This is a genomic window from Nitrobacter sp. NHB1 (genome assembly GCF_036964665.1).
Taxonomy (GTDB): domain Bacteria; phylum Pseudomonadota; class Alphaproteobacteria; order Rhizobiales; family Xanthobacteraceae; genus Nitrobacter.
Genome location: NZ_JBAMDA010000001.1, coordinates 374,893 through 400,298 on the forward strand (window position 1 = coordinate 374,893; position 25,406 = coordinate 400,298).

The following is a 25,406-nucleotide window of genomic DNA, read 5'->3' on the forward strand; positions in this document are numbered from 1 at the left end:
GCGCAAGCGTGGCGTGGTCGCATCAACGCGCGGCGCGGGCAGCGAGCACATCTTCCGCAATCGCGACCACCTCGGCTGCCGGAATGTCCCTCATGCAGCGATGGTCGTTCATGGTGCAGACCGGGCGGTGGCACGGTCGGCACGGGATGGACGTTTTCGCCTGTATCGTTGCCGCGAGCCCGTTCAAAGGCGCCCAGTGATAGGGACTGGTCGGTCCGAAAATTCCCATTGTGGGCGTTCCGATCGCGGCCGCGACGTGCAGCAGGCCGGAGTCATTCGAAATCGCGATGGTGGCCGCCGCCATCGCCAGAATGCCGTTTCGCAAGTCGCTACCTGTGAGGTCCCGCACTCGTGGGCCTCCGGTTGCCATGATTTCGGCAGCAATCGCTTTTTCGCCCGGACCGCCGACCACCCAGACGTCGATTCCCAGTTCGGCCAGCATCCGGGCGGCCTCGGCGTAGTAGGTCCAGCGTTTGCTGGAACCGACCGCCCCCGGCGCCAGCGCCACTGCCGGCCCCGTGCCCAATCCCTGCGCCTGCCGCCAGCGGGTGACCTCCTCGCCGGAAACCCGAAGCTGCGGTGCGGGCCATTCAGACGGCCGTTCTGCCCCGGCCGGAAGCGCCAGGGACGCTTTCCTGTCGATCATGCGCGGCAGGGCTCTTTCACCCCAGCGCCAGCGGTTGAGCAGCCCGAATCGTGCTTCGCCGACAAATCCCACACGTTCCGGGATGCCGGCTAGCGCCGGCGCAATGGCCGATTTCCAGGTACGCGGCATGACGAGGGCGGTTCCATACCCCTGCGCGCGCAACTGTCGGGCGAGACCCCGCTGTTGCGTCAGCGCCAGCCGGCTTCGGGGCAGATCCCAGACCACGCCGGCGCGCACGCCGGGCATATAATCGACCAGTGGGGCGCAGAGCGTTGTCACCAGAATATCCACCGGTCGATTCGGCCAGCGCTGCTTGAGCACCCGCACCACTGTGTGGCCGCGGACGAAGTCGCCGATCCACATGTAGGGAACAATCAGAATGGGCCGGGTATCGTCCGGATCGACGATAACCTCCGGCATATTTTGTGAATCTGTTTTCATATCTTGGCGGGTATGATATGGGACTCGGTGAGGGTCTTCGGTATCCGCTCCTCCCCGTGAGGTAAAGTTATCTCGCGCGATGTTTTTGCGGCTCCGCTCTTCACGACGGCACGCTATCCAAGTTGCCTCGCAGGCGGGACTGGGGCAAACCTTGAGTCGCACATCCATGACGGGGACATCATGCTGCTGGTGACCGGGGGCGCCGGTTTTATCGGATCGAATCTCGTGGCCGCGTTGAACGACGCCCGGCGCGGCGATGTGACGGTCTGCGATACGCTGGGACATGACGGCAAATGGCGCAATCTTGCCAAGCGGCAGCTTGCCGATATCGTCCCGCCGGCAGAACTGATGAACTGGCTCGACGGCCGTCGTCTCGACGCCGTCGTGCATCTCGGCGCGATCTCCGAGACCACCGCGACCGACGGCGATCTCGTCATCGAGACCAACTTGCGGCTGTCACTGCGGATGCTCGACTGGTGTACGGCGACGGCGACGCCCTTCATCTATGCCTCGTCGGCATCGACCTACGGTGATGGCCGGCAGGGCTTTTGTGACGATCAATCGGTGGATGCGCTGCGGGCGCTCCGGCCGATGAACCTTTACGGCTGGAGCAAGCACCTGTTCGACATGGCGGTCGCGGGCCGCGCCGCCGACGGTGACGCGTTGCCGCCACAATGGGCCGGTCTCAAGTTCTTCAACGTGTTCGGTCCCAATGAATATCACAAGGGCTCCATGATGAGCGTGCTGACGCGCCGTTTCGACGACGTGAAGGCCGGCCGCCCGGTGCAGTTGTTCAAGTCACACCGCGAGGGCATTGCCGACGGCGACCAGCGCCGCGACTTCATCTACGTCGACGACGTGGTGCGCGTGATGATGTGGCTGCTGGCCACGCCTTCGGTCAGCGGTCTCTTCAATGTGGGAACCGGCAAGGCGCGAAGCTTTCGCGATCTGATCGCGGCGGCCTATGTCTCGCTTGGCGCGAAGCCTAATATCGAATACGTCGATATGCCCGAGCAGATTCGCGGGGCCTACCAGTATTTTACGCAAGGCGAGGTCGAGCGTCTGCAACGCGCAGGCTACAACGGCGGCTTCACGCCGCTTGAGGACGCGGTTGATGCCTATGTCAAAGGCTATCTCGACCGCGACGATCGTTTTCGCTGACCAGAGCATGATCCCGACCCGAAGGGCCGCGCCAGCGCAAAGTGGAAACCGGTTTTCGGATAAGATCATGCTCAACCAAAAGGATAAGGCTAGAGTCCGGTTCAAGGCAATTGGATCAGACTCTAGCAGCAGGTAAAGGGTTTAATGTTCGATTTTGACGGCTTGTCGACTGCGTTTTCCCGCCAGACAGTGCTCTGCGTCGGAGACCTGATGCTCGACGAGTTCGTGTACGGCGAGATTTCGCGGATTTCGCCGGAGGCCCCGGCGCCGGTCATCGCGGTTCAGCGGAGCGAAACCAATATCGGCGGCGCCGGCAACGTCGCGCGCAACATCGCCGCGCTCGGCGCGCGCTGCATCTTTGTCGGATTGGCGGGCGAGGATGACGCGGGCGACAGGCTGCGCGCCACGCTTGCGCGCGAAGGCCTGATCGAGCCGTTGCTGATTTCGGACCCGGCCCGGCCGACGACGCGCAAGGTGCGTTTCGTTTCGGAGCATTTCTCGACCCACATGCTTCGCGCCGATTGGGAAGCGGCCGCCCCGGCGTCGGGGGCGGTGGAGCAGGCCTTGATCGATGCCATCCTGCCGCAACTGCCGCGCGCCGGCATCGTCTTGTTGTCCGACTATGCCAAGGGAGTTTTGACGGCGCGGGTGATCCGCGATGTCATCGACGCCGCCCGCGCGCTCGGCAAGCGCGTGATCGTCGATCCGAAGAGCGCCAATTTCGCCATCTATCGCGGCGCGACGCTGCTCACGCCGAACCGCAAGGAGTTTGCGGACGCGACCCGTAGCCGTGCCGACGACCAGGCGAGTATTGCGACGGCGGCTCGAGAGGTGATGCGGCTCGCCGATGGCGAAGCCTTGCTGGTGACGCAAAGCGAGCACGGCATGACGCTGGTGCCACGTGAGGGTGAGGTCATTCACGTTCCCGCGCACACCGTCAAGGTTCGCGACGTGACGGGCGCAGGCGACACCGTCGTCGCCACGCTCGCGGTTGCGCTCGCCGCGGGCGCCGATTGGGAGACCGCGTTGCGGACGGCGAGCGCCGCCGCGGCGGTCGCGGTCGGCAAGAGCGGGACCGCGGTCGTCACGCTCGCCGAACTGCGCCGCAGGATCCTGCCGCCAGCCTTTCTCGCCGCCGAAGAGAAAATCGCGCGATCGGCGGACGATCTCGACCGACGTCTGTCGACGTGGCGTGAGCAAGGTCTGCGGATCGGCTTTACCAACGGCTGCTTCGATATCCTGCATCCCGGTCACGTCAAGGTGCTGACCGGAGCGCGCGCCGCTTGCGACCGGTTGGTTGTCGGATTGAACAGCGATGCGTCCGTGACCCGGCTGAAAGGTGAGGGCCGTCCGATCCAGGATGAACGGGCGCGGGCAGAGGTTCTGGCCGCGCTCGAGGCCGTCGATCTCGTGGTGATTTTCGAGGAAGACACGCCGATGAACCTGATCGAGCGGATTCAGCCGAACGTGCTGGTCAAAGGCGGAGATTATTCTCTTGAGCAGGTCGTCGGTCAGGAGCTAGTTACTGCACGAGGTGGCGAGGTCGTGTTGATCGATATTCTGCGGGGATTCAGCACCACGTCGCTGGTGAAGCGCGCCGGAGGCCGGGCATGAGAGCCGCCTTGTTCGGGAGTGACCGAAGCGTTTCCAATTCTTGTACTGTCTGGACGATCGCTTGATGAATCCGCGTCGTAAGTTTACCTCCCGAAATGCTCTGATCGCGCTGCATGACCTGATAACGGTCGTGGCGGCGCTGCTCGTGAGCTGTTACTTCCGTTTTGATGATCATAATTTTGCCGTGCGCTTGCCGTTGCTCTTGCAGGCGCTACCTTATTTCCTCGCCATCAGCGCTGTTGTCTTTTATGTCTTTAATCTGACGACGACAAAATGGCGGTTCATTTCTCTTGTGGACGCCCTCAACATCGTCAAGGCCTCCTCGCTTCTGACGTTTGTCATTCTTGTCTTCGACTATATCATCATCGCGCCCAATCTTTATGGCACGTTCTTTCTCGGACGGAAGACGATCATACTTTACTGGCTGTTGCAGATATTTCTGCTCGCGGCCACACGCTTTACCTATCGATATTTCCGCTACAAGCGAACCCTGGTTCACGTAAAGGCCAATGATGCGACCCCGGCGATCGTCGTCGGTCGCGCCGCCGATGCCGAAATTCTGTTCCGCTCGGTCGAGAGCGGGGCGGTCAAGCAATTGCGGCCGGTCGGCCTGCTGTCGCCGTCGTCCGCCGACATCGGCCAGACGATACGCGGCGTTCCGGTTCTGGGCGGAGTGGACGAGCTCGAGGAGGTGATAGCGGATTTTGCCCAGCGGTTAGGGCCGATCAAGCGCATCATCATGACGCCCTCCGCATTCGAGCCCGATGCTCAGCCGGAGGCCGTCCTCGCGCGTGGCCGCAAACTGGGTCTCAAGGTAAGCCGGTTACCGTCGCTCGGCGAGGGAGGCGAGATTCCGCGCCTGATGCCGGTTGCCGTTGAAGATCTTCTGCTTCGCCCGAGCCGCACCATCGACTATGAGCGGCTCAAGGGGCTGGTCGAGAACAAGTCGATTGCCGTGACCGGCGGCGGCGGATCGATCGGGTCCGAAATCTGCAAACGTATCGTGACCTTCGGTGCGAGCCGGCTGCTGATCATCGAAAATTCCGAGCCCGCACTGTACGCGATCATGGAAACACTGGGCGACGGAAGTCGGACCGCTGTCGTGGAAGGTCGCATCGCCGACATTCGCGACCGCGACCGGCTGATGCGCTTGATGGACGAATTCAAGCCAGACATCGTCTTTCATACGGCTGCGCTCAAGCATGTGCCCATTCTCGAACGAGACTGGAGCGAGGGCGTCAAGACCAATATTTTCGGGTCGATCAATGTCGCCGATGCGGCGCTGGCGTCGGGTGCCGAAGCCATGGTGATGGTCTCCACCGACAAGGCGATAGAACCGGTATCGATGCTCGGATTGACCAAACGATTTGCCGAGATGTACTGTCAGGCGCTCGACCGCGAACTGGCGCAGCGCACGGAGGGCAGGATTCCGATGCGACTGATTTCGGTCCGCTTCGGCAATGTGCTGGCGTCGAATGGATCGGTGGTGCCGAAGTTCAAGGCGCAGATCGAAGCCGGCGGTCCGGTGACCGTCACGCATCCGGATATGGTCCGCTACTTTATGACGATTCGCGAAGCCTGCGATCTCGTCATCACCGCGGCCAGCCATGCGGCGATGCCGGAACGGCATGATGTATCGGTGTATGTCCTGAACATGGGCCAACCGGTGAAGATCGTCGATCTTGCCGAACGCATGATCAGCCTGTCCGGTCTGCAGCCCCATCACGACATCGAGATCGTCTTTACCGGAGTGCGGCCGGGCGAACGGTTGAATGAAATCCTGTTTGCGAGCGAGGAGCCGACGATCGAGATCGGCTTGCCGGGGATTTTGGCGGCAAAGCCGAACGAGCCGCCGATGGATATGCTGCACAAGTGGATCGCGGTCCTGACGGAAGCCGTCGCCAACGAGGACAAGTCGACGATCCGTTCGGTCCTGAAGGACGCCGTGCCGGAATTCGGGGCACCTGCCGGACAGACAGCGCCTATCGCCTGATATATTCGCGCGAACAAGCCGCGCCGCTATTCCGTGAGTTCGATCGAGGCCGGTCCTTTCTCGGCCCTCTCGACGCTGAGGATCCAGACAAGTCCGCCGAGCGCGCCGACGGCAAAAAACACCGCGCCGTACAACAGCGAGACATTGATGCCTTCGCTGGTCGCTAGTCCGGCGTATCCGAAGGCCAGGGCCATGGAGGCCTCGCGCACGCCCCAGCCGGCTATCGAGATCGGCAGCATCGTAATCAGCATGACCGGCGGAACAAGCAGAAATATCTCGCTGAAAAGGACCGGCGCGGCGATCGCCCTCACGACGCACCACGCGACCACGACGGCGAGGGTATGGATGAGCAGCGACAGAAACGCAATCTTCCGCCCGCGTTCACGATTGAAGATGGCATGGTTCGTGATGACCGAACAGGCGCGAAGATGGTTCACGGCCCGGATATTGCTGAGCCAGGGCCAATGCAATCTGCCGAGAAGCAGGAATCCTCCGGCGGCGGCCAGCGCCGCAAAATCGACGAACAGCAGCGCAAGCCGGCCCTGGGGGTCGCCGATCAGCCGGTAACTCCATGGCAGACTCGTGACGATCAGCACGGCGAGCGCAATCAGGCCGATCGCGCGGTCGACGAAGATCGAATAGGCCGCTGCCCGCCAACCGGCCGGGCCGCGTCCGACCAGCCAGAGCCGCATGGCGTCGCCGCCGATGGACGAAGGCAGGGTCTGGTTGAAGAACGAGCCGATCATGCAGTAGCGCACCGCCCGCGCGGCCGAGAGGGGCGCACCGCAGTCGGCGCTGATTTCTCGCCAGCGCAGGGCGCTGGCAAACACCTGCAACAAGGTCACGGCGACGGCGAGCGCGAGCCAGCCGGCGCTGGTGAAACCGAGGCGCGAGACGAGGTCGGAGACATCGATCTTGCGGAGCGCAAGGTAGAGCAACGCAGCCGAGACCAGTATTTTTGCCGTTGAAAGCAGGATCTGGCGCATTGCGCTTGCGTGTGCCGAGGTTAAATTGCCCGTCGTGATCTTCGGGACGACGAACGGTGGACCCGGTTACCTTGGTATGGTTTTGGGCGGCGGCTGGCAATAGTCGCTCGGCAGGGTATTGCGATCCCCTCCGATGCCAGGTGTCTTCCCGATGTCAGGTGTCTTCGATGCCAAGGGTTAAAGAGGCCGGGTTCCCGTATGTCACGGCCTGCACAACCTGAGGAGTGAAATGTCGGATTACCCGATACTGGTCACAGGCGCGGCGGGCTTCATCGGATTTCACGTCGCCGGCCGGCTCCTGAAGGAGGGACGCCGGGTTGTCGGCATCGACAGTCTCAACAGTTATTATGATCCCTCGCTCAAGGACGGCCGGCTCGAAATCCTGCGCAAAGATTCGCGATTCCGTTTCGTCAAGGCCGATCTTGCCGATCGCGCGGCGACGGCCGCGCTGTTTGCTGAAAACCGCCGTTCGGTCGTGCTCCATCTCGCAGCCCAGGCGGGCGTGCGCTATTCATTGCAAAATCCGGACGCCTACGTCGATTCCAATCTTACCGCTTTTGCGAATGTCCTCGAAGGATGTCGGCACACCGAGTGCCCTCACTTGCTGTTTGCTTCGTCGTCCTCTGTTTACGGTGCAAACACAAAACTTCCGTTTTCCGTCCGCGACAACGTCGACCACCCGATCAGCCTGTATGCGGCGACGAAGAAATCCAACGAACTGATGGCGCATGCTTACAGTCACCTCTACCGCATTCCGATAACGGGACTGCGCTTCTTCACGGTCTACGGCCCGTGGTACCGGCCCGACATGGCGCTCTACAAGTTCGCCGACGCGATCGTCAGGGGGCAGCCGATCAGGCTGTTCAATCACGGCGACATGCAGCGGGATTTTACCTACATCGATGACGTTGTTGAAGCCGTTATACGCCTGATCGATCATGTTCCTCGTGGCGAAGCGAACTGGTCGGGCGATGCGCCGGATCCCGGGACCAGTCCGGCTCCCTGGCGAATTTACAATATCGGCAACAACAAGCCGGTAGAGTTGATGAGCGTCGTCGCCCTTCTGGAGAAGGAACTCGGGCGGACCACGCAGAAGGAAGTGCTGCCGATGCAGCCCGGCGACGTCCAGACCACGTTCGCCGATATCGATGATCTCATCCGCGACGTGGGTTTCCGTCCCGCGACATCGCTGGAAGACGGTATCCATCGTTTTGCAGCGTGGTATTGTCGTTATCATCGGGTCGGCTAGTGGGTCCGGCTCTAGGATTTGCCTCATGACCCGATCCCGTCCCGTCAAGCGAGCGTCTCGGTCCAATCACGTCAGGATCATAAGGTTTTGAGTGTCCCTATGATCCGGGTTCGCATCAAGGTGGCTGCAAGGATATGCGAATGTCGGAATCGACACGCTAGCGCGTATTCTGCAAAAGTGGATACCGGTTTTGCGATCAGAATACACGCAAGTTATTGATGAGAGCATTTTCTTGACGTGAGCCGGATTCCACTTTAGCCGGAAAATGCTCTAATGGACAAATCAGCATATGGAGATTGTCTTGTGAGTGAGCGTATCATTCCGCTCGTCATGTGTGGCGGCGCTGGAACCCGGCTGTGGCCGGCCTCGCGGGAGGACCGCCCGAAGCAGTTTCTGCCGTTGTTCGGGCCGCGTTCGACGTTTCAGGATACGCTGAGGCGGGTTTCCGATCCCGCGCTGTTCGAGCGGCCGATCGTGATCACCAACGCCGCCTACCGTTTCATGGTGCTTGAACAGCTCGCGGAGATCGGGCTTGAGGCGGACATCCTGCTGGAGCCGGTACGGCGCGACTCCGGACCGGCGATCGCCGCGGGAGCCGCCTTCGCGCAGATGCGTGACAACGCGGCCGTCGTGCTCGCGCTTGCGGCGGATCACGTGGTGGGCGACACGGATGGGTTCGTCTCCGCCTGCCGTCAGGGATTAGCTGCCGCGAATGCCGGCCGCATCGTGACCTTCGGCGTCAGGCCGGAGCGAGCGGCAACCGAATACGGCTATATCAGCCTGGGTGCGGCGATTGCGGGCGAAGTGCACGCGGTAGCGACGTTCGTCGAGAAGCCAGATCCGCAAACCGCCTCGGGCTATGTCGAGGCGGGGTATCTCTGGAACAGCGGCAACTTCATGTTCCGTGCGGCGACGCTGCTCGATGAATACCATAACGTCGATCCCGAGAGCGTTCGGGCGGTGACCGATGCGGTGGCCCGGGCCGGCCGGGATCTCGGTTTTGTCACGCTCGACCCGGACGCCTTTTCGAAGGCGCAAGCGATTTCGATCGATTACGCGGTGATGGAAAAGACCGCACATGCCGCCGTGGTCCCGGTCGATTGCGGCTGGTCGGACGTCGGATCGTGGCACGCGGTATGGGAGTTGTCGGACAAGGACAGTCAGGGCAATGCGGCGCAAGGGACCGCAGTGTTCGAGGACTCCCGCAACTGCAATGTTTCGACCGACAAGGCGCTGGTCGCGCTGGAAGGCGTCGACGATCTCGTGGTGGTGGCGACGCAGGATGCCGTGCTGGTCTCGCGCCAGAAGGACGCCAACGGGCTGAAACGCCTGGTCACAAAGTTGAAGGCGCTGGCGCCGCAGGTCACGGAAGAGCATCTCCGGGTCCATCGGCCCTGGGGCGCCTATCAGTCGATCGACAGGGGCGAGCGACATCAGGTCAAGCACATCACGGTGAAGGCCGGCGAGCGGTTGTCGCTGCAAAAACACCATCATCGCTCGGAGCACTGGGTCGTGGTCCGGGGTACTGCGAAGGTAACGGTCGATGACCTCGTCAAGACCGTGCACGAGAACGAATCGATCTATATTCCGATCGGAGCCACCCACCGGCTGGAAAACCCCGGCAAGATTCTGCTGGAACTGATCGAAGTGCAGACCGGCAGCTATCTTGGCGATGACGACATCATCCGGATCGAGGATGATTATCGGCGAAGCTGAGCTGCTGCGCGGGAGCCGAATCAGTTAATCTGTGGAAACATGGTCCAAGCCCTGTTCCAGGCACGCCGTCAATCGTCCTACAAGTCGTCAATCGTCCTATAAGTCTAAGTGTCGTGTAATTCTTTGAATCAAAACGTGTTGGGATTGTTATTCCTCTAATCGCCACTGTTGTGAGGGCGTGCTAGGGAGAGCGCACGGTCGGGTTCGGGGGTGCCTAGGCCGGTCGATTTTGGGGTACCTGATGAGTTCAAAGCCATCTGCATTGAAGCCATCTGCGGTGAAGACTGCAGGGTCTGAACGCTTGCTGCGTGTCGGCGTGATCGGGGCCGGCGTCATGGGCAGCAATCACGGTCGCGTGCTCGCCGGTCTTGCCGGCGTCAGGCTCATCGGCATCGTTGATCCCTTGCCCGCGCATCGGGCCCGCGCGGCTGAGATGACCGGGTGCCGAACCTTCGGGACATTCGACGAACTGCTCGCGGCCGGTGTCGACGCTGTCACCATTGCCGCACCGACACACCTTCATTGTGAACTCGCGCTGGCCTGCATTGCGCGCGGCGTTCACGTTCTGGTCGAGAAGCCGATTGCCCCGACGGTCGAGGAGGGCCTCAGGATCGTCACCGCGGCCCAGCGTGCCGGGCTGACCTTGATGGTCGGCCATGTCGAGCGCTTCAACCCTGCGGTCGCCGCCATCAAGCAGGCGATTAGGGGTGAGGACATTCTCTCGATCGCGATTACGCGGGTCGGTCCATTCCCGCCGCGCATGTCGAACGTCGGCGTTGTGATCGACCTTGCCGTGCATGACATCGACCTGATTCGCTGGTTTACCGGATCCGAAATCGTCGACGTGCAGCCCCAGCTCTCCAGCGCCGTCGCCGAGCGGGAAGATATCGCGCTGCTTCAGTTCCGGACCGCGTCAGGCGTGCTCGCGCACATCAATACGAACTGGTTGACGCCGTTCAAGGCCCGCAACGTCACGGTCGCAACTCGTGGCAAATACGTGATGGGAGATCTGCTGACCCGTCAGGTGGCCGAATGCTTCGGTTTCCAACCGGACGGCAGTTACTCCATGCGCCACCTTCCGGTAGGCCATGATGAGCCCCTGCGCGCCGAACTGATCGCATTTGTCGATGCGGTGCGTTCGGGCAAAGCTCCGGCGGTGAGCGGCGGCGAAGGCGTCGCCAGCCTCGAGATCGCGATCAAGTGCCTCGAAGCCCCGTCTTCCGTCGCGCCGCCGATGCGGCCAGCCGCGCGCCTCATCGCCGGCTGATTGTTTAGAGGACTGAATGCAGCAGCATATGCCTGCACGGGCGATTCCATTCATCGACGTCGTCGAACAGCGCCGTCGTCTCGGCAAGCGTATCGACGACGCGATTGCGCGGGTGCTGACGCATTGCCGGTTCATCAACGGGCCGGAGGTGGCCGGTCTGGAGGCCGATCTCGCGGTTTTCAGCGGCGCGAAGCATGTGGTGGCCTGCGCCAGCGGCACGGATGCGCTGTTGATGGTGCTGCTGGCGAAAAATGTCGGTCCTGGCGATGCGGTGATCTGCCCGACATTCACGTTCTGCGCGACCGGCGAGGTCGTGGCGCTGCTCGGAGCCACGCCAGTATTTGTCGATGTCGATGAGACGACGTTCAATATCGATATCGCTTCGCTCAAGAGCGGCATTGCGGTCGCGAAAAAGCGGGGCCTCAAGCCCAAAGCCATCATCCCCGTCGACCTGTTCGGCCAGCCCGCCGATCACGATGCGATTACGGCTGTGGCCGCGTCCGAGGGCATGTTCGTTCTGGATGACGCCGCACAGGGTTTTGGCGCGACCTACAAAGGGCGGCCGCTGGGTACGTTCGGCCTTGCGACCGCGACCAGCTTCTTCCCCGCCAAGCCGCTCGGCTGCTATGGCGACGGCGGAGCGATCTTCACCGACGATACTGAGCTGGCGGACACATTGCGCAGCGTCCGCGTGCACGGGCAAGGTTCGGACAAGTACGACAACGTGCGGCTGGGTCTCACAGGGCGCATCGATACCGTGCAGGCGGCCATCCTGATCGAAAAGCTCAAGATATTTCCTGATGAAATTGCGGCACGGGACGCGGCCGCCAGGCGTTACAATGAAGGCCTTGGGCATGTTGCGATCGTGCCCCGCGTGGCGCCGGATTGCACGTCGGTATGGGCGCAGTACACCATCCGGCTGCCGAACGGGGGCCGCGATGCGCTGGCATCGACGCTGAAGACGCAGGGTATTCCCACCGCGATCTATTATCCGAGGTCGCTGCATCAACAGACCGCGTACCGGAATTTCCCGGTCGCGGCCGCCGGCCTTCCGGTCAGCGAAAAGCTGTCGACCGAGGTCATCAGCCTGCCGATGCATGCCTATCTGGATGAATCGACTCAGGACCGGATCATCAAGGCTGTGCGCGCCGCGCTTCCGAACTGATTTCGGCGTTTTGCACCGGGAGGCGATCCTGTAGAAACACCGGATGCTTGGACGCATTTTCACCGTCGGCGGATATACGCTGCTATCGCGACTGACGGGGTTTGCGCGCGACATCATGCTTGCGGCGATCCTCGGCGCCGGACCGGTCGCAGATGCCTTCTTCGTAGCGCTGCGGCTGCCGAATCATTTCCGGGCGATCTTCGCCGAGGGAGCCTTTAACGCGGCGTTCGTGCCGGCTTACGCGCATGTCGCTGGCGGCGGCCCGGCTTCCGCGAAGCTGTTCGCCAACCGCATTTTCACGCTGCTGTTGCTGTCGCAGGTGATTCTGCTGGCGGTGGCATGGCTGTTCATGCCGCAAGTCATTGCACTGCTGGCACCCGGATTCGTCGATGACCCGGTGCGCGGCGAACTCGCCATTTCGCTGACGCGGATCACGTTTCCCTATCTGCTGCTGATCACGCTGGTGACGCTGTACGGCGGGATGCTCAACGTCATGCACCGCTTCGCCAGCGCGGCGGCGGCGCCGATCTTCCTCAACCTGTCGATGATCGTGACGCTGGCGCTTGCGGCATTCTTCCCCAATGCCGGTTATGCCGCGGCGTGGGGCGTGCTGATCTCAGGCTTCCTGCAATATTTTCTGTTGACGACCGACGCCGCGCGGCAGGGTCTGCTCCCGCGCCTGACGCGACCCACGCTCGATGCCGACGTGCGCGGCTTCTTTCGTGCCCTCGGCCCCGCGACCATTGGCTCGATGGGCACGCAGATCGCGATGTTCGCCGACACCATCATCGCCACCTTCCTCGCCGCCGGCGCGTTGTCGGCGCTGTATTACGCCGACCGGCTCAATCAACTGCCGATCGGCGTGATCGGCATCGCCATCGGCACCGTACTGTTGCCCGAGATGTCGCGGCGGATCACCGTCGGCGATCACGAGGGCGCGATGGCATCGCAGCGCCGGGCGTTCGATTTCACGTTGCTGTTTTCGGTGCCGTTCGTGGCCGCGTTCCTGACTGTCCCTGATGTGATCATGCGGGCGATGTTCGCACGCGGCGCTTTTTCGAAAGCGGACGCGGCAGCAGCCGGCGCGACGCTTGCCGCCTACGCGGTGGGCCTCATTCCCTTTGTCCTGATCCGCAGCGCGGTCGCGGCATTCTACGCGCGGAAGAATACCGCGACGCCGGTGAAGGCCGCGTTGACCGGAGTCGCGGTCAACGTCGCGCTGAAAATCGCACTGGTTGGCTCGCTCGCGCAGATCGGCCTCGCGCTTGCCACGGCGGTAGGGGCCTGGATCAATCTGCTGCTCGTGATCGGATTTGCGGTGCGGGCGGGATATTTCGAGGTCGGTCGTCCGTTGCTGGTCTCGCTCGGCAAATTCCTGATCGCGGGCGTGGTGCTCGCGGCGGCGCTGTGGTTCGCCGCGCGCATCGCCTCGGCGCAGTTCTCGCACTGGAGCACGATGCGCGACGAAGCGGCTCTTGGGGTGCTGATGATCGTCGGTGCGGTCATCTATGCCGGCACGATTTTACTGCTGTTCGGCCCGCGCCGGCTGAGGGCGCTGGTGCGAGCCTAGCATTGCCCTAGGCGCGGTTCCGCTGCAATATCACGGTCATTCGGGAATGTTGCTGGAGATACCATGGCGCCCGTAAAATTCGGCATCGGCCAGAGCGTCAGGCGCAAGGAAGACGATGCGCTCATTCGTGGCAAGGGCCGCTATACCGACGATCACGCACCGTCGGATTCGCTGCATGCGCTGATGCTGCGCTCGCCCCACGCCCATGCGTCGTTCAAGATCGATGTGTCCCGCGCTTGTGGCCTGCCGGGCGTCGCCCTGATCCTCACCGGAGCCGACGTCGCCGATCTCGGCGGCCTGCCGTGCCAATTCAATCTTCCCGACCAGCCCTTCACCGCGCCGCCGTATCCGATCCTCGTCCGCGACGAGGTGCGGCATGTCGGCGATGCCGTTGCTTTCGTGGTCGCCGACACGGTCGAGCACGCGCGCGACGCGATCGAGGCCATCGCGATCGAGTGGACGCCACTTGCCTCGGTCGTCGGTGTTGCCAATGCCGTGAAGACGGGCGCGCCTCAGGTCTGGCCCGACCACGCAGGCAACGTGCTGTTCGACGTTTCGATCGGCGACAAGACGGCGGCCGCTGCCGCCTTCGCTAAGGCGCATGCCGTGACCGAGATTTCGATCGTCAATCCGCGCATCGTCACCAACTACATGGAGACGCGCGCCGCCGTCTGCGAATATGACGCGAAGCACGATCGTCTGACGCTGACGGTCGGAAGCCAGGGCAGCCATCGCTTACGCGAAATTCTCTGCCGGTCCGTGCTGAAGATGCCGATGGAGAAGCTGCGCGTGATCTGCCCCGACGTCGGCGGCGGATTCGGCACCAAGCTGTTTCCTTATCGCGAATATGCGCTGATCGCGGTCGCCTCGAAAAAACTTCGCAGGACCATAAAATGGACGGCCGAGAGGTCGGACCATTTCATCGGAGATTCACAGGGACGCGACAACGTCACGACCGCGCGCATGGCGCTGGCGGAAGACGGCAGGTTCCTCGGCATGGATGTCGATCTGATGGGGGACATGGGCGCCTATCTCTCGACCTTCGGTCCCTATATTCCGTATGGCGGGGCCGGGATGCTGCCGGGCCTTTACGATATCCAGGCGTTTCATTGCGGTGTCCGCGCCGTGTTCACCAACACCGTGCCGGTCGACGCCTATCGCGGCGCGGGCCGCCCCGAGGCGGCTTATGTGGTGGAGCGTTTGGTCGACGCCGCAGCGCGCAAGCTCGGCATGACGCCGGACGCGATCCGGCGCAGGAATTTCATTTCGCCGAAGGCGATGCCGTACAAGACCGCGACCGGCAAGATCTATGACACCGGCGATTTCGCGGCGCACCTGAAGCGCGCCATGGCGATCGCGAACTGGAAGGAATTTCCGAAGCGCGCCAAGGCCGCAAAAAAGCGCGGGCTTGTTCGTGGCATCGGGCTTGCCAGCTATGTCGAGGTTTGCGGCACCATGGGCCGGGAACGGGCCGACGTGCGGCTCGATCCTAACGGCGACGTCACGGTGCTGATCGGCACCCAGTCGAGCGGGCAGGGCCATGCCACGGCCTATGCCCAGATCGTCGCCGATCAATTCGGGATTCCGCCTGAGCGGGTTCATATGATCCAGGGCGACACAGACGTGGTCGTCTCCGGTCTCGGCACCGGCGGATCGAGTTCGATTCCCTCTGGCGGCGTCAGCGTCGAGCGGGCGACCCGCAAGCTCGGCGACCAGCTCCGCGAAATCGCGTCCGAGGCGCTCGAAACCAGTGCGGCCGACCTCGAGATCAGCCACGGCTCGGTTCGGATCGCCGGCACCGACCGTTCCATCTCCTTCGTCGATCTCGCAAAGCGCGCCGCCGATCCCTCAAAGCTGACGGCCAACGAAAGCTTCAGCAGCGCCGACGGCACCTATCCGAACGGCACCCATGTCGTGGAAGTCGAGATCGATCCGGCGACCGGAAAGACCGAGTTGGTGAACTATGTCGTCGTCGACGATTTCGGCATGACGTTGAATCCGCTTCTGCTGGCTGGGCAGATCCATGGCGGCACCATGCAGGGCATCGGCCAGGCGTTGATGGAGCAGGCGGTCTACGATGCCAGCGACGGACAGCTCATCACCGGAACGTTGATGGATTACGCGCTGCCGCGCGCGGCCGACGGCACCTCGATTACCTTCGAGACCCACAACGTCCCCTGCGTCACCAATCCTCTCGGGGTGAAGGGAGCGGGCGAAGCGGGCGCCATCGGCTCCTGCCCGGCGGTGGTCAATGCCATCATCGACGCCCTGTGGCGCGAGTACGGGATCGACCACATCGACATGCCGGCCACGCCCGAGCGGGTCTGGATGGCGATCCGCGAGCGCCAGCGCCAGCATCGCCTGTGACTGTCCGGCGAACAAACAAAAGGGGCGAACATCGGGGTCGCCCCTTTTACCGAACGTGTTGTGCGCGCGATTTGGGTCGGAGCCTACTTCGTGACCTGACCGCGGATTTCGCCGCCCGGATGGGCTGCGGTATGGACGTTGACATAGAACTTGCCGGCCAGGAGTTCGGCGGCTTGCGCACCGGTCAACGTGGCGCTGCCTTCGGCCGGGCTCGACGTCGCATGGGGGATTGGAACTTCTACGCCCGCATTCTGGCCGACGGCTGCCGGGCCATGGAAATGGGCGGCCGTTGCCGGACCGGTCAGACCCGAATAGGTCAGCTTCCAGGTCAATTTTTTGGACGCGGGGTCGTAATTCGCCGCGACCGTCCCGGTGCCCTTGCTGGTATTGGCGGGCACTTCGGATGCGCCGTTCAGGGTTGCTTTCAGCTTTTCAGCGGACGCTTGACCCGCGACCGCGACGGCAGCAGCGAGGGTGAGGGCGGCGAGAAAAATCTTGGTGGTTTTCATCATTTTCTCCTCATCGTGTTCAGGGTTGGCAAATTCAAACGAGGCTTTCCGCAGTTTGTTCCCGATACCGGCAGCAGCTACTTCGTTCCGAATGCCTTGAAAGTGATGATGGTGTGGGTATCCTGAATGCCGGGAATGACCTGCACCTTCTCGTTGACGAAGTGTCCGATATCGGTGTCGTTCTCGACGTAGAATTTCGCCAGCAGGTCGTAGTCGCCGGCGGTCGAATAGATCTCGGAGGCGATCTCGGCTTCCGCGAGAGCGTTGGCGACGGCATAGGATTGGCCGAGTTTGCACTTGAACTGAACGAAGAAAGGAACCATCGCGTATCTCCGGCAGGTGTCAGGCTCCAATATAGCGCTTTCGGGCCGGGTAGATACCGAGTTGCGCCGAAATAACCGGTGACCTGTCGACGCTTCCGGCGGCAGCCCGCTGCCTATGCCTGTCGCGCTAGTGGAGTGGATTTGACATTCGCTGCCCACCTGACCGCGAGCGCTGGACGCGAATGTCAAATCCAATCTCCACTAGAAACCTATAGTTGCTAGTGGTCCCGTGGTTCTAACATTCGCAAAAGCACCTGCTGAAACGGGATGCGAATGTTAGAACCGGACCACTAGGATGATTAAGTTGACGTGATCCGACGGGCGTCGGCCCTCGCGCGAGAAGACGGATGACAGTCCCCATTGCATTGACCATCGCCGGATCCGACTCCAGCGGTGGGGCGGGAATCCAGGCCGACCTCAAGACATTTGCGGCGCTTGGAGTCTACGGCGCGTCCGTCATCACGGCGCTGACGGCGCAGAACACGCAAGGCGTGACGGGAATCCATCAGGTGCCGGCCGATTTCGTGACCGCGCAGATCGATGCGGTGTTTGCCGATCTCGATGTCGGAGCCGTCAAGATCGGCATGGTCGCGGAGGTGGCGGTGATCGATGCCATCTGCGCCGGCATATTGCGCTGGTCGCCCGCGCATGTGGTGCTCGATCCGGTGATGGTCGCGACCTCGGGGGATCGGCTGCTGGCGCCCGATGCGGTGGAGGCATTACGGAGGAAACTCATTCCGCGCGCGCAACTGATGACGCCAAACCTGCCGGAGGCGGCAGTGCTGCTCGACGAAGGCGTCGCCGAGAGCGAAAGCGACATCGCGCGGCAGGGCCGGCGATTGCTGGCGCTGGGCTGCGCAGCGGTCTTGATCAAGGGCGGGCACGGGCATGGCGTCGAGAGCATCGACTATCTTGTCACCCGCGACGGCGTACTGGCGCTTGCCGCTCCGCGCGTCGCCACGAAAAATACCCACGGCACCGGCTGTTCGCTGTCCTCGGCCGTCGCAGCCTTCCTCGCCAGGGGCGACGACATGGAAACCGCCGTGCGCGGCGCGAAGGCTTACGTCACCGCGGCGATCGCGGCGGCGGACCGGCTCGGCGTCGGTCACGGCCATGGACCGATCCATCATTTTCACAGGCTGGATCACGACTGACGACGTCGTCATCCGGATGGTGCCTGTCATCGCCTTGTCATGACAGCATGGTAGCTACGCTGCCATGGGGAGTGACGCGATGAATGACGGCAATCCGGATCGCCGTTTCCGGGCTCTGTTCATCTCCGACGTCCATCTGGGCGCCGCCGGCTCTCAGGCCGACCAACTGCTGGATTTTCTCAAGTATCATGACGCCGAGACGATCTATCTCGTCGGCGATATCGTTGATGGCTGGGCGCTGCGGTCGAACTGGTACTGGCCGCAATCGCATAACGACTTCGTCCAGAAGATGCTGCGCAGGGTGCGCAAGGGCGCGACAGTCATCTACGTGCCCGGCAATCATGACGAATTCCTGCGGTCCTACTACGGAACGCATCTCGGCGGCGTCGAGGTCGTCGAGAACACGATCCACGAGGGTGCCGACGGACGGCGCTATCTCGTCATCCATGGCGATATCTTCGATCTGGTGGTCCAGAACGCGCGCTGGCTGGCCCATCTCGGCGACAAGGCCTATGACTTCGCGATCCGGATCAATCGCCTCGTCAACGCGTTCCGCCGCTCGTTCGGATTCCCGTACTGGTCGCTGTCGAAATGGGCGAAGTTCAAGGTCAAGAACGCGGTGAATTACATCGGTGCGTTCGAGCAGACGCTGGCCGGCGAAGCGCGTCGTCACGGCGCCGACGGCGTGATCTGCGGCCACATTCACCACGCCACGATCCGCGACGAGCACGGCATTCGCTACATGAACTGCGGCGACTGGGTCGAGAGTTGCACCGCACTGGCTGAGCACGAGGATGGCCGATTTGAGATCATCACATGGACCGATCCGCTGCGGCTATCGTCGCCGGTTATGCCGATGAGCGCGCGTGCGGCGTAAATGCGCATCCTGATCGCAACCGACGCCTGGCATCCGCAGATCAACGGCGTGGTGCGGACGCTGGCGATGACGGCCGCCGCGGCGAAGCCGCTCGGCGCCGACATCCGTTTTCTCACCCCGCAGTCGTTCCGGACCGTTGCGCTGCCGGGCTACTCCGGGCTGCGCGTCGCACTGCCGGCGCCTGGCAGGATCGCTGCGCTGATCGCGGAGGCCAATCCCGACAGCATTCACATCGCGACCGAGGGACCAATCGGTCTTTCGGTGCGCCGCCATTGCCGTAAGCACCGGCGGCCGTTCACGACCAGCTTCCATACCCGCTTCCCGGACTACGTTTCAGCGCGGGCGCCGATTCCAGATTCCTGGATATGGAATGCGCTGCGTCGGTTTCACGGTGCCAGCAGGGCCGTTATGGCGGCAACCCCGGCGCTTGCGAGCGAATTGCGCCAGCGCGGTTTTCGCAATGTGGTGTTATGGCCGCGCGGAGTCGACGTCGGATTTTTTCATCCGCGCGCGATTGACCTCGGCCTGCCGCGCCCGATCTTCCTGTCGGTCGGGCGCGTCGCAGTCGAGAAGAACCTCGATGCCTTTCTCGCTCTCGATCTTCCCGGGACCAAGGTTGTCGTCGGCGATGGACCGGCGCGCACGACTCTCGAGCAGACCTATCCGGATGCGGTCTTTCTCGGTGCGCGCACGGGCGAACAACTCGCTGAAACCTATGCCACTGCCGACGTCTTTGTATTTCCGAGCCGGACAGATACCTTCGGCCTGGTTCTTCTCGAGGCTCTCGCAAGTGGCGTCCCGGTCGCAGCCTTCCCGGTGACCGGTCCCCGCGACGTCATAGGTGATGCTCCGGTCGGCATTCTGAATGAAGATTTGCGGTCGGCGTGCTTGGCGGCGCTGAAAATCGCGCCCGCAGCCTGCCTTGAGTTTGCCGCAAGCCTGACATGGGAGAAATCGGCCCGCGCTTTCGTCACCAATATCGTCGAGGCTTGTGCGGCTGAGGCGAGAGCGTTTTCGAGCGAAGCAGATACCGGTTCGCGTGAAGAAAACGCTTCAAATCAAAATCATAGAGCCCCGCTTCTGATTCCATCAGAAGCGGAAAGGCCCTAGACTAGGTCGGCAGGCAGATACGCCCATTGCCGGTCCGCGTTTCATCGCCTGATCTGCGCAGGTCCGCGATGCAAGGCGGGATCAGGAAAAGAACGCGATCTTTTCAGCTTGAGTCATGCGCCGGATCGGAGCCAGCGGATCGGAGCGGGTTGCGGTGCGCGGGACAAGGCCGTTCGCCAGCAGTGATTCGCCGAGCGAAGGCGCGGCAATTTCAGGTATCGATTCGTGCTCCCGATCAATGCGGGCATCGTCGCTGTCCGCGATTGGCTCGATAGCCGACTGCGGTTCAGCAAACACCGGCTCGCCAATACCGGGATGGTCCGTTTCGGGTTCGTCGAAATCCGGCGCACCCATTTCGAGAGCGATCATATCGAGCACGGCGTCGTCGTGCGCCATGTCCTGTTCGTCCACCGCACCGGCCGGTGCGTGTTCGTCTTGACTTGTCACCGTTGCTTCGTCGGCAGCATCGACCTGCGCTTCGGATGCGGTCGCTGCCGCCGTTTCTGATTCAACGACAACGGCGTCGACGACTGTCTGCTCGGGAGGCGCGGTTTCCTCAGGCGAGGCGATGGCTTCGTCGCCGGTTGCCGGAGGCGAGAACGCGGTTTCTGTCCGGGGCGGGGAAGCCGTCGTGGTAGGTGATTCCGATAGTTCGTCGAGTGTCGTCTCGATCAACCCGAACGCCACTTGCAGCGCCGTGGCATCGTCTCTGGCGGCAAGCTGCGCATGAGCCTTTTCGATCGCGCCGGACTGTGAATCGAGAAGATCGCAAATCCGGCTGTCGCCGCCGATCTCGCGCCACCTCCACGAGATTTCGCGAATGATGCGTACGCCCTTCTCGATCGGGGCGAGCGCGTCGTCCATGGTCCGTTTGTCGAATGCCGCGGCTGCGGCGGCTCTCGCTTCGGCGAGGCTGCTCCTGATCGCCGCGAGTGCCTTGGGCAATGCGTCGTCAGGTGCCGCCGGCTGTTGGGCCGCGATGGTCTGCTCGATGCGCGCAACGGCATCGAGCACCATGGCGGTGTCGGCATTGCGGTTGCGCTTGGCGTACTCGGTAAGAAACCACCGGCCTCGCGATGTCTCCATGAAGGCTTCGCGAATGGCGTCGAAGTCCGCCTCGCTGGGCGGCGCAGCGCGGGCGGAAATCGGCGACAGGGCAAAAGCTTCATCGGCCATGGCAAACTCGTCGCGCAAATCATTGAGTGTTACCGTAACGATCACCATGATACGCCGTGAATCGCAATTGAATTGACGCCATCCGAATCAGAAATCCCCCGCGGATCAGCCCCAGAGTGCGGCGTCCGGCGGATAGACCGTGCTGCCGTCATAGCGGAGACCGCCGTCGCGATCCTCGGCCAGCAACAGCGGACCGTCGAGATCGACGAAACGGGCCTGCCGCGCGATCAGCATGGCTGGCGCCATCGACAGCGAGGTGGCGACCATGCATCCAACCATGATTTCGAAGCCCAGCGCTTGCGCCGCATCCGCCATGGCCAGCGCTTCGGTCAGGCCGCCGGTCTTGTCGAGCTTGATGTTGATGGCGTCGTAGCGTTCGCGAAGGCCGTCGAGCGAGGCGCGGTCATGGACGCTTTCATCCGCGCAGACGGCAATGGGTCTGCGAATTCGTGCCAGCGCCTCGTCGTTGCCCGCGGGAAGGGGTTGCTCGACAAGCGTGACGCCGGCGGCCTCGCATGCCGCGAGGTTCCGCTCCAGGTCGTGGGGCGTCCATGCCTCGTTGGCGTCGACGATCAGTTCCGATTCCGGGGCTTGCTTGCGGACGGCGGCGATGCGTTCGCCATCGCCGTCACCGCCGAGTTTGATCTTGAGGAGGGGGCGATGTGCGGCTTTGGCGGTTGCCGCCGCCATCGCTTCCGGCGACCCCAGCGAGATCGTGTAGGCCGTGGAACGAGGGGCGGGTGCAGGGCGATCCAGCAACGTCCAAATCCGCCGGCCGCTGCGTTTAGCTTCGAGATCGCACAGCGCGCAGTCCAGAGCATTGCGCGTCGCGCCGGCCGGCATGACGGACGCGAGGGATTGGCGATCCAGGCCCGCCGCGAGGGGGGCCTGCATCGCGAGGAGGCTTGCGAGAACGCCCTCGGGAGTTTCTCCGTAACGGGCATACGGAACGCATTCTCCGCGTCCGGTGCGGCCGCCCTGGCTGATCTCGGCGACGACCACGATGGCTTCGGTTTTTGCGCCGCGGCTGATCGTGAAACTGCCCGCGATTGGCCAGCGCTCGATGCGGCACCGCAGCGTGGTTGCGTCGTTCGACAACGTTTTCAAACTGGACAAGTCCGAATGCACAGCAGCCCACGATCGGGAAGGATAACACCCCACGAGCCGGTGGCGTCGTGTTAAGGTTCCGCCTCGTGATTGCAGAAATTCGGCACGGAGCTGATGTTGTCCGACGATCCCACACTGGAGCAGATTGCGCAAGGCGACGGGCTGTCGCTCTGTGCGGCCGGCCCCTGGACGGCGCGCTTCGCGCCGGCGCTCGAACGGATCGTGGCGGATGCGGAAAAACTGACCGGCAGCCGGCCCAATATCTTCATCGATGTGTCGCAAATCTCGAGACTCGACACTTTCGGTGCATGGTTGATCGAACGCCTGCGCCGCAGTCTGACCCACGGCGGTGTCGAGGCGAAGATCGCAGGGCTTTCCCTGAACTATTCAAGCCTGGTCAATGAGGTTCGCCGCGTCCCGGCCGCCGATCCGCCGGCGGCGCGTCAAAGGGCGCTGACAGGTCTGCTTGAGGATGTCGGGCGTAACGTTGTCGGATTCGGCACGACCCTGGCGGGCGTGATCGGGATGCTGGGCGCGGTACTGGCCGCCAGCGGCCGGGTCATGCGCCATCCGCGGTCGTTTCGCCTGACCTCGACCGTCCATCATCTCGAGCAGGTTTGCTGGCGCGCGGTTCCGATCGTCGTTCTCATCACCTTCCTGATCGGCTGCATCATAGCGCAGCAGGGCATCTTTCATTTCCGGAAATTCGGCGCGGATATTTTCGTCGTCGACATGCTCGGCGTCCTGGTGCTGCGGGAAATCGGCGTGCTGCTGGTTGCGATCATGGTGGCCGGTCGCTCCGGGAGCGCCTACACAGCCGAACTCGGCTCCATGAAAATGCGCGAGGAAATCGATGCGCTGCGCACCATGGGGTTCGATCCGATCGAGGTGCTGGTCCTGCCGCGGATGCTCGCGCTGGTGATCGCGCTGCCGATCCTGGCGTTTCTCGGCGCAATCGCCGCGCTCTACGGGGGCGGTCTGGTGGCATGGCTTTACGGCGGCATTCAGCCCGAAGCGTTTCTCATCCGGTTGCGCGACGCGATCTCGATCGATCACTTCGTCGTCGGCATGGTCAAGGCGCCGGTAATGGCGGCCGTAATCGGGATCGTTGCGTGTGTTGAGGGGCTTGCCGTGCAGGGCAGCGCGGAATCGCTCGGACAACGTACCACGTCGTCGGTCGTAAAAGGCATCTTCTTCGTCATCGTGATGGACGGCGTGTTTGCGATCTTCTTCGCATCGATAGGCATGTAGGAATGACCGGCAGCGTATCCGATCCCATTATCCGCGTTCGCGACATCTCCGTTCGGTTCGGCGCGACGAAAGTCCTGAACGGTTTGAGCCTGGACGTGAAGCGTGGCGAGATTCTCGGCTTCGTCGGTCCATCGGGTGCGGGTAAGTCCGTGCTGACGCGCACGATCATCGGGCTCGTGCCGAAGATCGACGGCAGCATCGAGGTTTTCGGCGTCGATCTCCAGACCGCGGATACGACGGCGCGGCGCGCGGTCGAACGCCGCTGGGGAGTGCTGTTTCAGCAAGGCGCGCTGTTTTCGTCGCTGAACGTCCGTCAGAACATCCAGTTTCCGGTGCGGGAATATCTCAACGTTTCGCAGCGGCTGCTCGACGAGATCACCATCGCCAAGCTCGGCATGGTCGGATTGCTGCCGGAGGTCGCGGACCGCTATCCATCCGAACTGTCGGGCGGAATGATCAAGCGGGTGGCGCTGGCGCGGGCGCTGGCGCTCGATCCGGAACTGGTCTTCCTCGACGAGCCGACATCGGGCCTCGATCCGATCGGGGCGGGGGACTTCGACGACCTGGTGCGGACGCTGCAGCGTACTTTGGGGTTGACGGTTTTCATGGTAACCCACGATCTGGACAGCCTTCATACGGCTTGCGACCGTATCGCCGTTTTAGGGAACGGTAAGATCATTGCGGCAGGGTCGATGGCCGACATGCTGGCCTCGCAGCATCCCTGGCTGAGAGCCTATTTCCACGGCAAGCGTGCCCGCGCCGTCGTGGGTTGAGCGATACCGGAGAGATTTGATGGAAACGCGGGCGAACTTCGTCCTGATCGGATCGTTCACGCTTGCGGTGATCGCCGCTGCCTTCGGTTTCGTTCTCTGGTTCCAGGGCCTCCATACTGCGAAGGCGCGCAGCCCGCTTCGTATCGTGTTCGAGGGCTCGGCTTCGGGCCTGCGCAACGGCGGCAGCGTGAATTTCAACGGCATTCGCGTCGGCGAGGTGGTGTCGGTCAAGCTTGACGATCCACGCCGCGTTGTTGCGCTGACGATGGTCGAAAACGCTGCTCCGATCCGGAAGGACACCCGGGTCGGGCTCGAATTCCAGGGACTGACCGGCGTTGCTGCGATTGCGCTGAAGGGCGGCGAGGTTGCGGCGCCGCCCGTGCCTCTCGATGGGGACGGCGTTCCGATTCTTACCGCCGATCCGGCCGGCTTGCAGGACGTGACCGAGTCGATCCGCGCGACATTACAAAACGTCAATCGCGTCGTCGCCGAGAACGAGACCGCCGTGAAGAACACGTTGCAGAACGTCGAGACGTTCACTGCTTCGCTCGCGCACAACGCCGGGAAAATCGACGACCTGATGCAAAAGTTCAACGCGGTCATGAGCAAGGCTGACGGTGTCATGACCAAGACGGATGAACTAGTGCTCGGTCTCAACGCCATCGCTGGTGGCAAGGACGGCGGTGAATTGCTTAAGACGGTGAAGTCGGTCCGCGAGTTCGCCGATGATTTCAATAAACGCTCAGGCGCGTTGATGGTTGACGGACGCCGCACTCTTGGCGACATCAGCCGGGCGGTCAATAATCTGGACCGTAATCCCACCCGTCTGCTGTTTGGCCCAAGCCTCGGCAGCAGTGCGCCGGCTCCGGCGACACCGGTGCGCCCTCCGAGGAGGCGGTAAGAGCGCTGCGTCGTGCGATCTTTGTTAAATCAGACTCTGGCTAACAAAAA

General features: G+C 62.6%; 22 protein-coding genes. 16 read left to right on the forward strand and 6 right to left on the reverse strand.

Annotated elements, in window-relative coordinates:
• Positions 1-22: 22 nt before the first annotated feature.
• Positions 23-1,087: a lipopolysaccharide heptosyltransferase II gene (waaF, locus tag V4R08_RS01785; protein ID WP_335577762.1), complete on the reverse strand. Its 1,065-nt coding sequence runs from the start codon at positions 1,085-1,087 to the stop codon at positions 23-25.
• 180 nt (positions 1,088-1,267) lie between these two features.
• Here waaF and rfaD point away from each other — a divergent pair, with 180 nt between their 5' ends.
• From rfaD to V4R08_RS01800, 3 genes are all read left to right on the forward strand, one after another.
• Complete coding sequence (rfaD, locus tag V4R08_RS01790) at positions 1,268-2,248, forward strand: ADP-glyceromanno-heptose 6-epimerase (protein ID WP_335577763.1); 981 nt, start codon at positions 1,268-1,270, stop codon at positions 2,246-2,248.
• Positions 2,249-2,392: 144 nt separating this feature from the next.
• The gene (rfaE1, locus tag V4R08_RS01795) at positions 2,393-3,862 is read left to right on the forward strand and encodes a D-glycero-beta-D-manno-heptose-7-phosphate kinase (RefSeq protein WP_335577764.1); all 1,470 of its coding nucleotides are present in this window, start codon (positions 2,393-2,395) and stop codon (positions 3,860-3,862) included.
• 64 nt (positions 3,863-3,926) lie between these two features.
• Positions 3,927-5,855: an SDR family NAD(P)-dependent oxidoreductase gene (locus V4R08_RS01800; RefSeq protein ID WP_335577765.1), complete on the forward strand. Its 1,929-nt coding sequence runs from the start codon at positions 3,927-3,929 to the stop codon at positions 5,853-5,855.
• A 26-nt stretch (positions 5,856-5,881) separates the two neighbouring features.
• Here V4R08_RS01800 and V4R08_RS01805 read toward each other — a convergent pair whose 3' ends face one another.
• On the reverse strand, positions 5,882-6,841 hold the full coding sequence (locus tag V4R08_RS01805; RefSeq protein ID WP_335577766.1) for a lysylphosphatidylglycerol synthase transmembrane domain-containing protein: 960 nt from the start codon (positions 6,839-6,841) through the stop codon (positions 5,882-5,884).
• A gap of 229 nt (positions 6,842-7,070) precedes the next feature.
• On the opposite strand from V4R08_RS01805, the gene V4R08_RS01810 reads away from it, so the two are divergent.
• The 6 genes from V4R08_RS01810 to V4R08_RS01835 all read left to right on the forward strand — a co-directional run bounded on the left by V4R08_RS01810 (position 7,071) and on the right by V4R08_RS01835 (position 16,175).
• On the forward strand, positions 7,071-8,090 hold the full coding sequence (locus V4R08_RS01810) for an NAD-dependent epimerase (protein ID WP_335577767.1): 1,020 nt from the start codon (positions 7,071-7,073) through the stop codon (positions 8,088-8,090).
• Positions 8,091-8,393: 303 nt separating this feature from the next.
• Positions 8,394-9,806: a mannose-1-phosphate guanylyltransferase/mannose-6-phosphate isomerase gene (locus tag V4R08_RS01815; protein ID WP_335577768.1), complete on the forward strand. Its 1,413-nt coding sequence runs from the start codon at positions 8,394-8,396 to the stop codon at positions 9,804-9,806.
• Positions 9,807-10,047: 241 nt separating this feature from the next.
• Positions 10,048-11,073 (forward strand): Gfo/Idh/MocA family oxidoreductase, encoded by a 1,026-nt coding sequence (locus V4R08_RS01820; RefSeq protein WP_335577769.1) that lies wholly within the window; start codon positions 10,048-10,050, stop codon positions 11,071-11,073.
• A 16-nt stretch (positions 11,074-11,089) separates the two neighbouring features.
• On the forward strand, positions 11,090-12,238 hold the full coding sequence (locus V4R08_RS01825; RefSeq protein WP_335577770.1) for a DegT/DnrJ/EryC1/StrS family aminotransferase: 1,149 nt from the start codon (positions 11,090-11,092) through the stop codon (positions 12,236-12,238).
• 43 nt (positions 12,239-12,281) lie between these two features.
• Positions 12,282-13,808 carry a murein biosynthesis integral membrane protein MurJ gene (gene murJ, locus V4R08_RS01830; RefSeq protein WP_335577771.1) on the forward strand — a complete coding sequence of 509 codons (1,527 nt, stop codon included), beginning with the start codon at positions 12,282-12,284 and terminating at the stop codon, positions 13,806-13,808.
• A 63-nt stretch (positions 13,809-13,871) separates the two neighbouring features.
• Entirely contained in the window at positions 13,872-16,175 is a 2,304-nt protein-coding gene (locus V4R08_RS01835; RefSeq protein WP_335577772.1) for a xanthine dehydrogenase family protein molybdopterin-binding subunit, read from the forward strand.
• Between the two features lie 83 nt (positions 16,176-16,258).
• On the opposite strand, the gene V4R08_RS01840 is transcribed toward V4R08_RS01835, so the two are convergent.
• Complete coding sequence (locus tag V4R08_RS01840) at positions 16,259-16,684, reverse strand: CHRD domain-containing protein (RefSeq protein ID WP_335577773.1); 426 nt, start codon at positions 16,682-16,684, stop codon at positions 16,259-16,261.
• A gap of 77 nt (positions 16,685-16,761) precedes the next feature.
• Positions 16,762-17,007 carry an Lrp/AsnC ligand binding domain-containing protein gene (locus V4R08_RS01845; RefSeq protein ID WP_335577774.1) on the reverse strand — a complete coding sequence of 82 codons (246 nt, stop codon included), beginning with the start codon at positions 17,005-17,007 and terminating at the stop codon, positions 16,762-16,764.
• A gap of 347 nt (positions 17,008-17,354) precedes the next feature.
• Here V4R08_RS01845 and thiD point away from each other — a divergent pair, with 347 nt between their 5' ends.
• From thiD to V4R08_RS01860, 3 genes are all read left to right on the forward strand, one after another.
• Positions 17,355-18,161 (forward strand): bifunctional hydroxymethylpyrimidine kinase/phosphomethylpyrimidine kinase, encoded by an 807-nt coding sequence (gene thiD / locus V4R08_RS01850; protein ID WP_335577775.1) that lies wholly within the window; start codon positions 17,355-17,357, stop codon positions 18,159-18,161.
• A 79-nt stretch (positions 18,162-18,240) separates the two neighbouring features.
• Positions 18,241-19,038 carry a UDP-2,3-diacylglucosamine diphosphatase gene (locus tag V4R08_RS01855; protein WP_335577776.1) on the forward strand — a complete coding sequence of 266 codons (798 nt, stop codon included), beginning with the start codon at positions 18,241-18,243 and terminating at the stop codon, positions 19,036-19,038.
• Positions 19,039-20,148, forward strand: a complete 1,110-nt coding sequence (locus V4R08_RS01860) for a glycosyltransferase family 4 protein (RefSeq protein WP_335577777.1) — start codon at positions 19,039-19,041, stop codon at positions 20,146-20,148.
• An 81-nt stretch (positions 20,149-20,229) separates the two neighbouring features.
• Here the strand turns inward: V4R08_RS01860 and V4R08_RS01865 are convergent, their stop codons facing one another.
• Positions 20,230-21,324: a hypothetical protein gene (locus tag V4R08_RS01865; protein ID WP_335577778.1), complete on the reverse strand. Its 1,095-nt coding sequence runs from the start codon at positions 21,322-21,324 to the stop codon at positions 20,230-20,232.
• 105 nt (positions 21,325-21,429) lie between these two features.
• Positions 21,430-22,389: an N-acetyl-D-Glu racemase DgcA gene (gene dgcA, locus V4R08_RS01870; RefSeq protein ID WP_335580148.1), complete on the reverse strand. Its 960-nt coding sequence runs from the start codon at positions 22,387-22,389 to the stop codon at positions 21,430-21,432.
• Here dgcA and V4R08_RS01875 point away from each other — a divergent pair.
• The 4 genes from V4R08_RS01875 to V4R08_RS01890 all read left to right on the forward strand — a co-directional run bounded on the left by V4R08_RS01875 (position 22,328) and on the right by V4R08_RS01890 (position 25,356).
• Positions 22,328-22,477, forward strand: coding sequence for a hypothetical protein (locus V4R08_RS01875; protein ID WP_335580309.1), 150 nt, complete (start codon positions 22,328-22,330; stop codon positions 22,475-22,477). The two genes, dgcA and V4R08_RS01875, sit on opposite strands and share 62 nt — an antisense overlap.
• Positions 22,478-22,548: 71 nt before the next feature.
• Complete coding sequence (locus V4R08_RS01880; protein WP_335577779.1) at positions 22,549-23,682, forward strand: MlaE family ABC transporter permease; 1,134 nt, start codon at positions 22,549-22,551, stop codon at positions 23,680-23,682.
• A 2-nt stretch (positions 23,683-23,684) separates the two neighbouring features.
• On the forward strand, positions 23,685-24,455 hold the full coding sequence (locus tag V4R08_RS01885; protein WP_335577780.1) for an ABC transporter ATP-binding protein: 771 nt from the start codon (positions 23,685-23,687) through the stop codon (positions 24,453-24,455).
• A 19-nt stretch (positions 24,456-24,474) separates the two neighbouring features.
• Entirely contained in the window at positions 24,475-25,356 is an 882-nt protein-coding gene (locus V4R08_RS01890) for an MlaD family protein (RefSeq protein ID WP_335577781.1), read from the forward strand.
• The last annotated feature ends 50 nt before the right edge of the window (positions 25,357-25,406 follow it).

Bases quoted from the DNA above. Each gene is read 5' to 3' on its own strand.
- waaF (WP_335577762.1), bottom strand. From the start codon at position 1,087: ATGAAAACAGATTCACAAAATATGCCGGAGGTTATCGTCGATCCGGAC.
- rfaD (WP_335577763.1), top strand. From the start codon at position 1,268: ATGCTGCTGGTGACCGGGGGCGCCGGTTTTATCGGATCGAATCTCGTG.
- rfaE1 (WP_335577764.1), top strand. From the start codon at position 2,393: ATGTTCGATTTTGACGGCTTGTCGACTGCGTTTTCCCGCCAGACAGTG.
- V4R08_RS01800 (WP_335577765.1), top strand. From the start codon at position 3,927: ATGAATCCGCGTCGTAAGTTTACCTCCCGAAATGCTCTGATCGCGCTG.
- V4R08_RS01805 (WP_335577766.1), bottom strand. From the start codon at position 6,841: ATGCGCCAGATCCTGCTTTCAACGGCAAAAATACTGGTCTCGGCTGCG.
- V4R08_RS01810 (WP_335577767.1), top strand. From the start codon at position 7,071: ATGTCGGATTACCCGATACTGGTCACAGGCGCGGCGGGCTTCATCGGA.
- V4R08_RS01820 (WP_335577769.1), top strand. From the start codon at position 10,048: ATGAGTTCAAAGCCATCTGCATTGAAGCCATCTGCGGTGAAGACTGCA.
- V4R08_RS01825 (WP_335577770.1), top strand. From the start codon at position 11,090: ATGCAGCAGCATATGCCTGCACGGGCGATTCCATTCATCGACGTCGTC.
- murJ (WP_335577771.1), top strand. From the start codon at position 12,282: ATGCTTGGACGCATTTTCACCGTCGGCGGATATACGCTGCTATCGCGA.
- V4R08_RS01835 (WP_335577772.1), top strand. From the start codon at position 13,872: ATGGCGCCCGTAAAATTCGGCATCGGCCAGAGCGTCAGGCGCAAGGAA.
- V4R08_RS01840 (WP_335577773.1), bottom strand. From the start codon at position 16,684: ATGAAAACCACCAAGATTTTTCTCGCCGCCCTCACCCTCGCTGCTGCC.
- V4R08_RS01845 (WP_335577774.1), bottom strand. From the start codon at position 17,007: ATGGTTCCTTTCTTCGTTCAGTTCAAGTGCAAACTCGGCCAATCCTAT.
- thiD (WP_335577775.1), top strand. From the start codon at position 17,355: ATGACAGTCCCCATTGCATTGACCATCGCCGGATCCGACTCCAGCGGT.
- V4R08_RS01855 (WP_335577776.1), top strand. From the start codon at position 18,241: ATGAATGACGGCAATCCGGATCGCCGTTTCCGGGCTCTGTTCATCTCC.
- V4R08_RS01860 (WP_335577777.1), top strand. From the start codon at position 19,039: ATGCGCATCCTGATCGCAACCGACGCCTGGCATCCGCAGATCAACGGC.
- V4R08_RS01865 (WP_335577778.1), bottom strand. From the start codon at position 21,324: ATGGCCGATGAAGCTTTTGCCCTGTCGCCGATTTCCGCCCGCGCTGCG.
- V4R08_RS01875 (WP_335580309.1), top strand. From the start codon at position 22,328: ATGGCTTCGGTTTTTGCGCCGCGGCTGATCGTGAAACTGCCCGCGATT.
- V4R08_RS01885 (WP_335577780.1), top strand. From the start codon at position 23,685: ATGACCGGCAGCGTATCCGATCCCATTATCCGCGTTCGCGACATCTCC.
- V4R08_RS01890 (WP_335577781.1), top strand. From the start codon at position 24,475: ATGGAAACGCGGGCGAACTTCGTCCTGATCGGATCGTTCACGCTTGCG.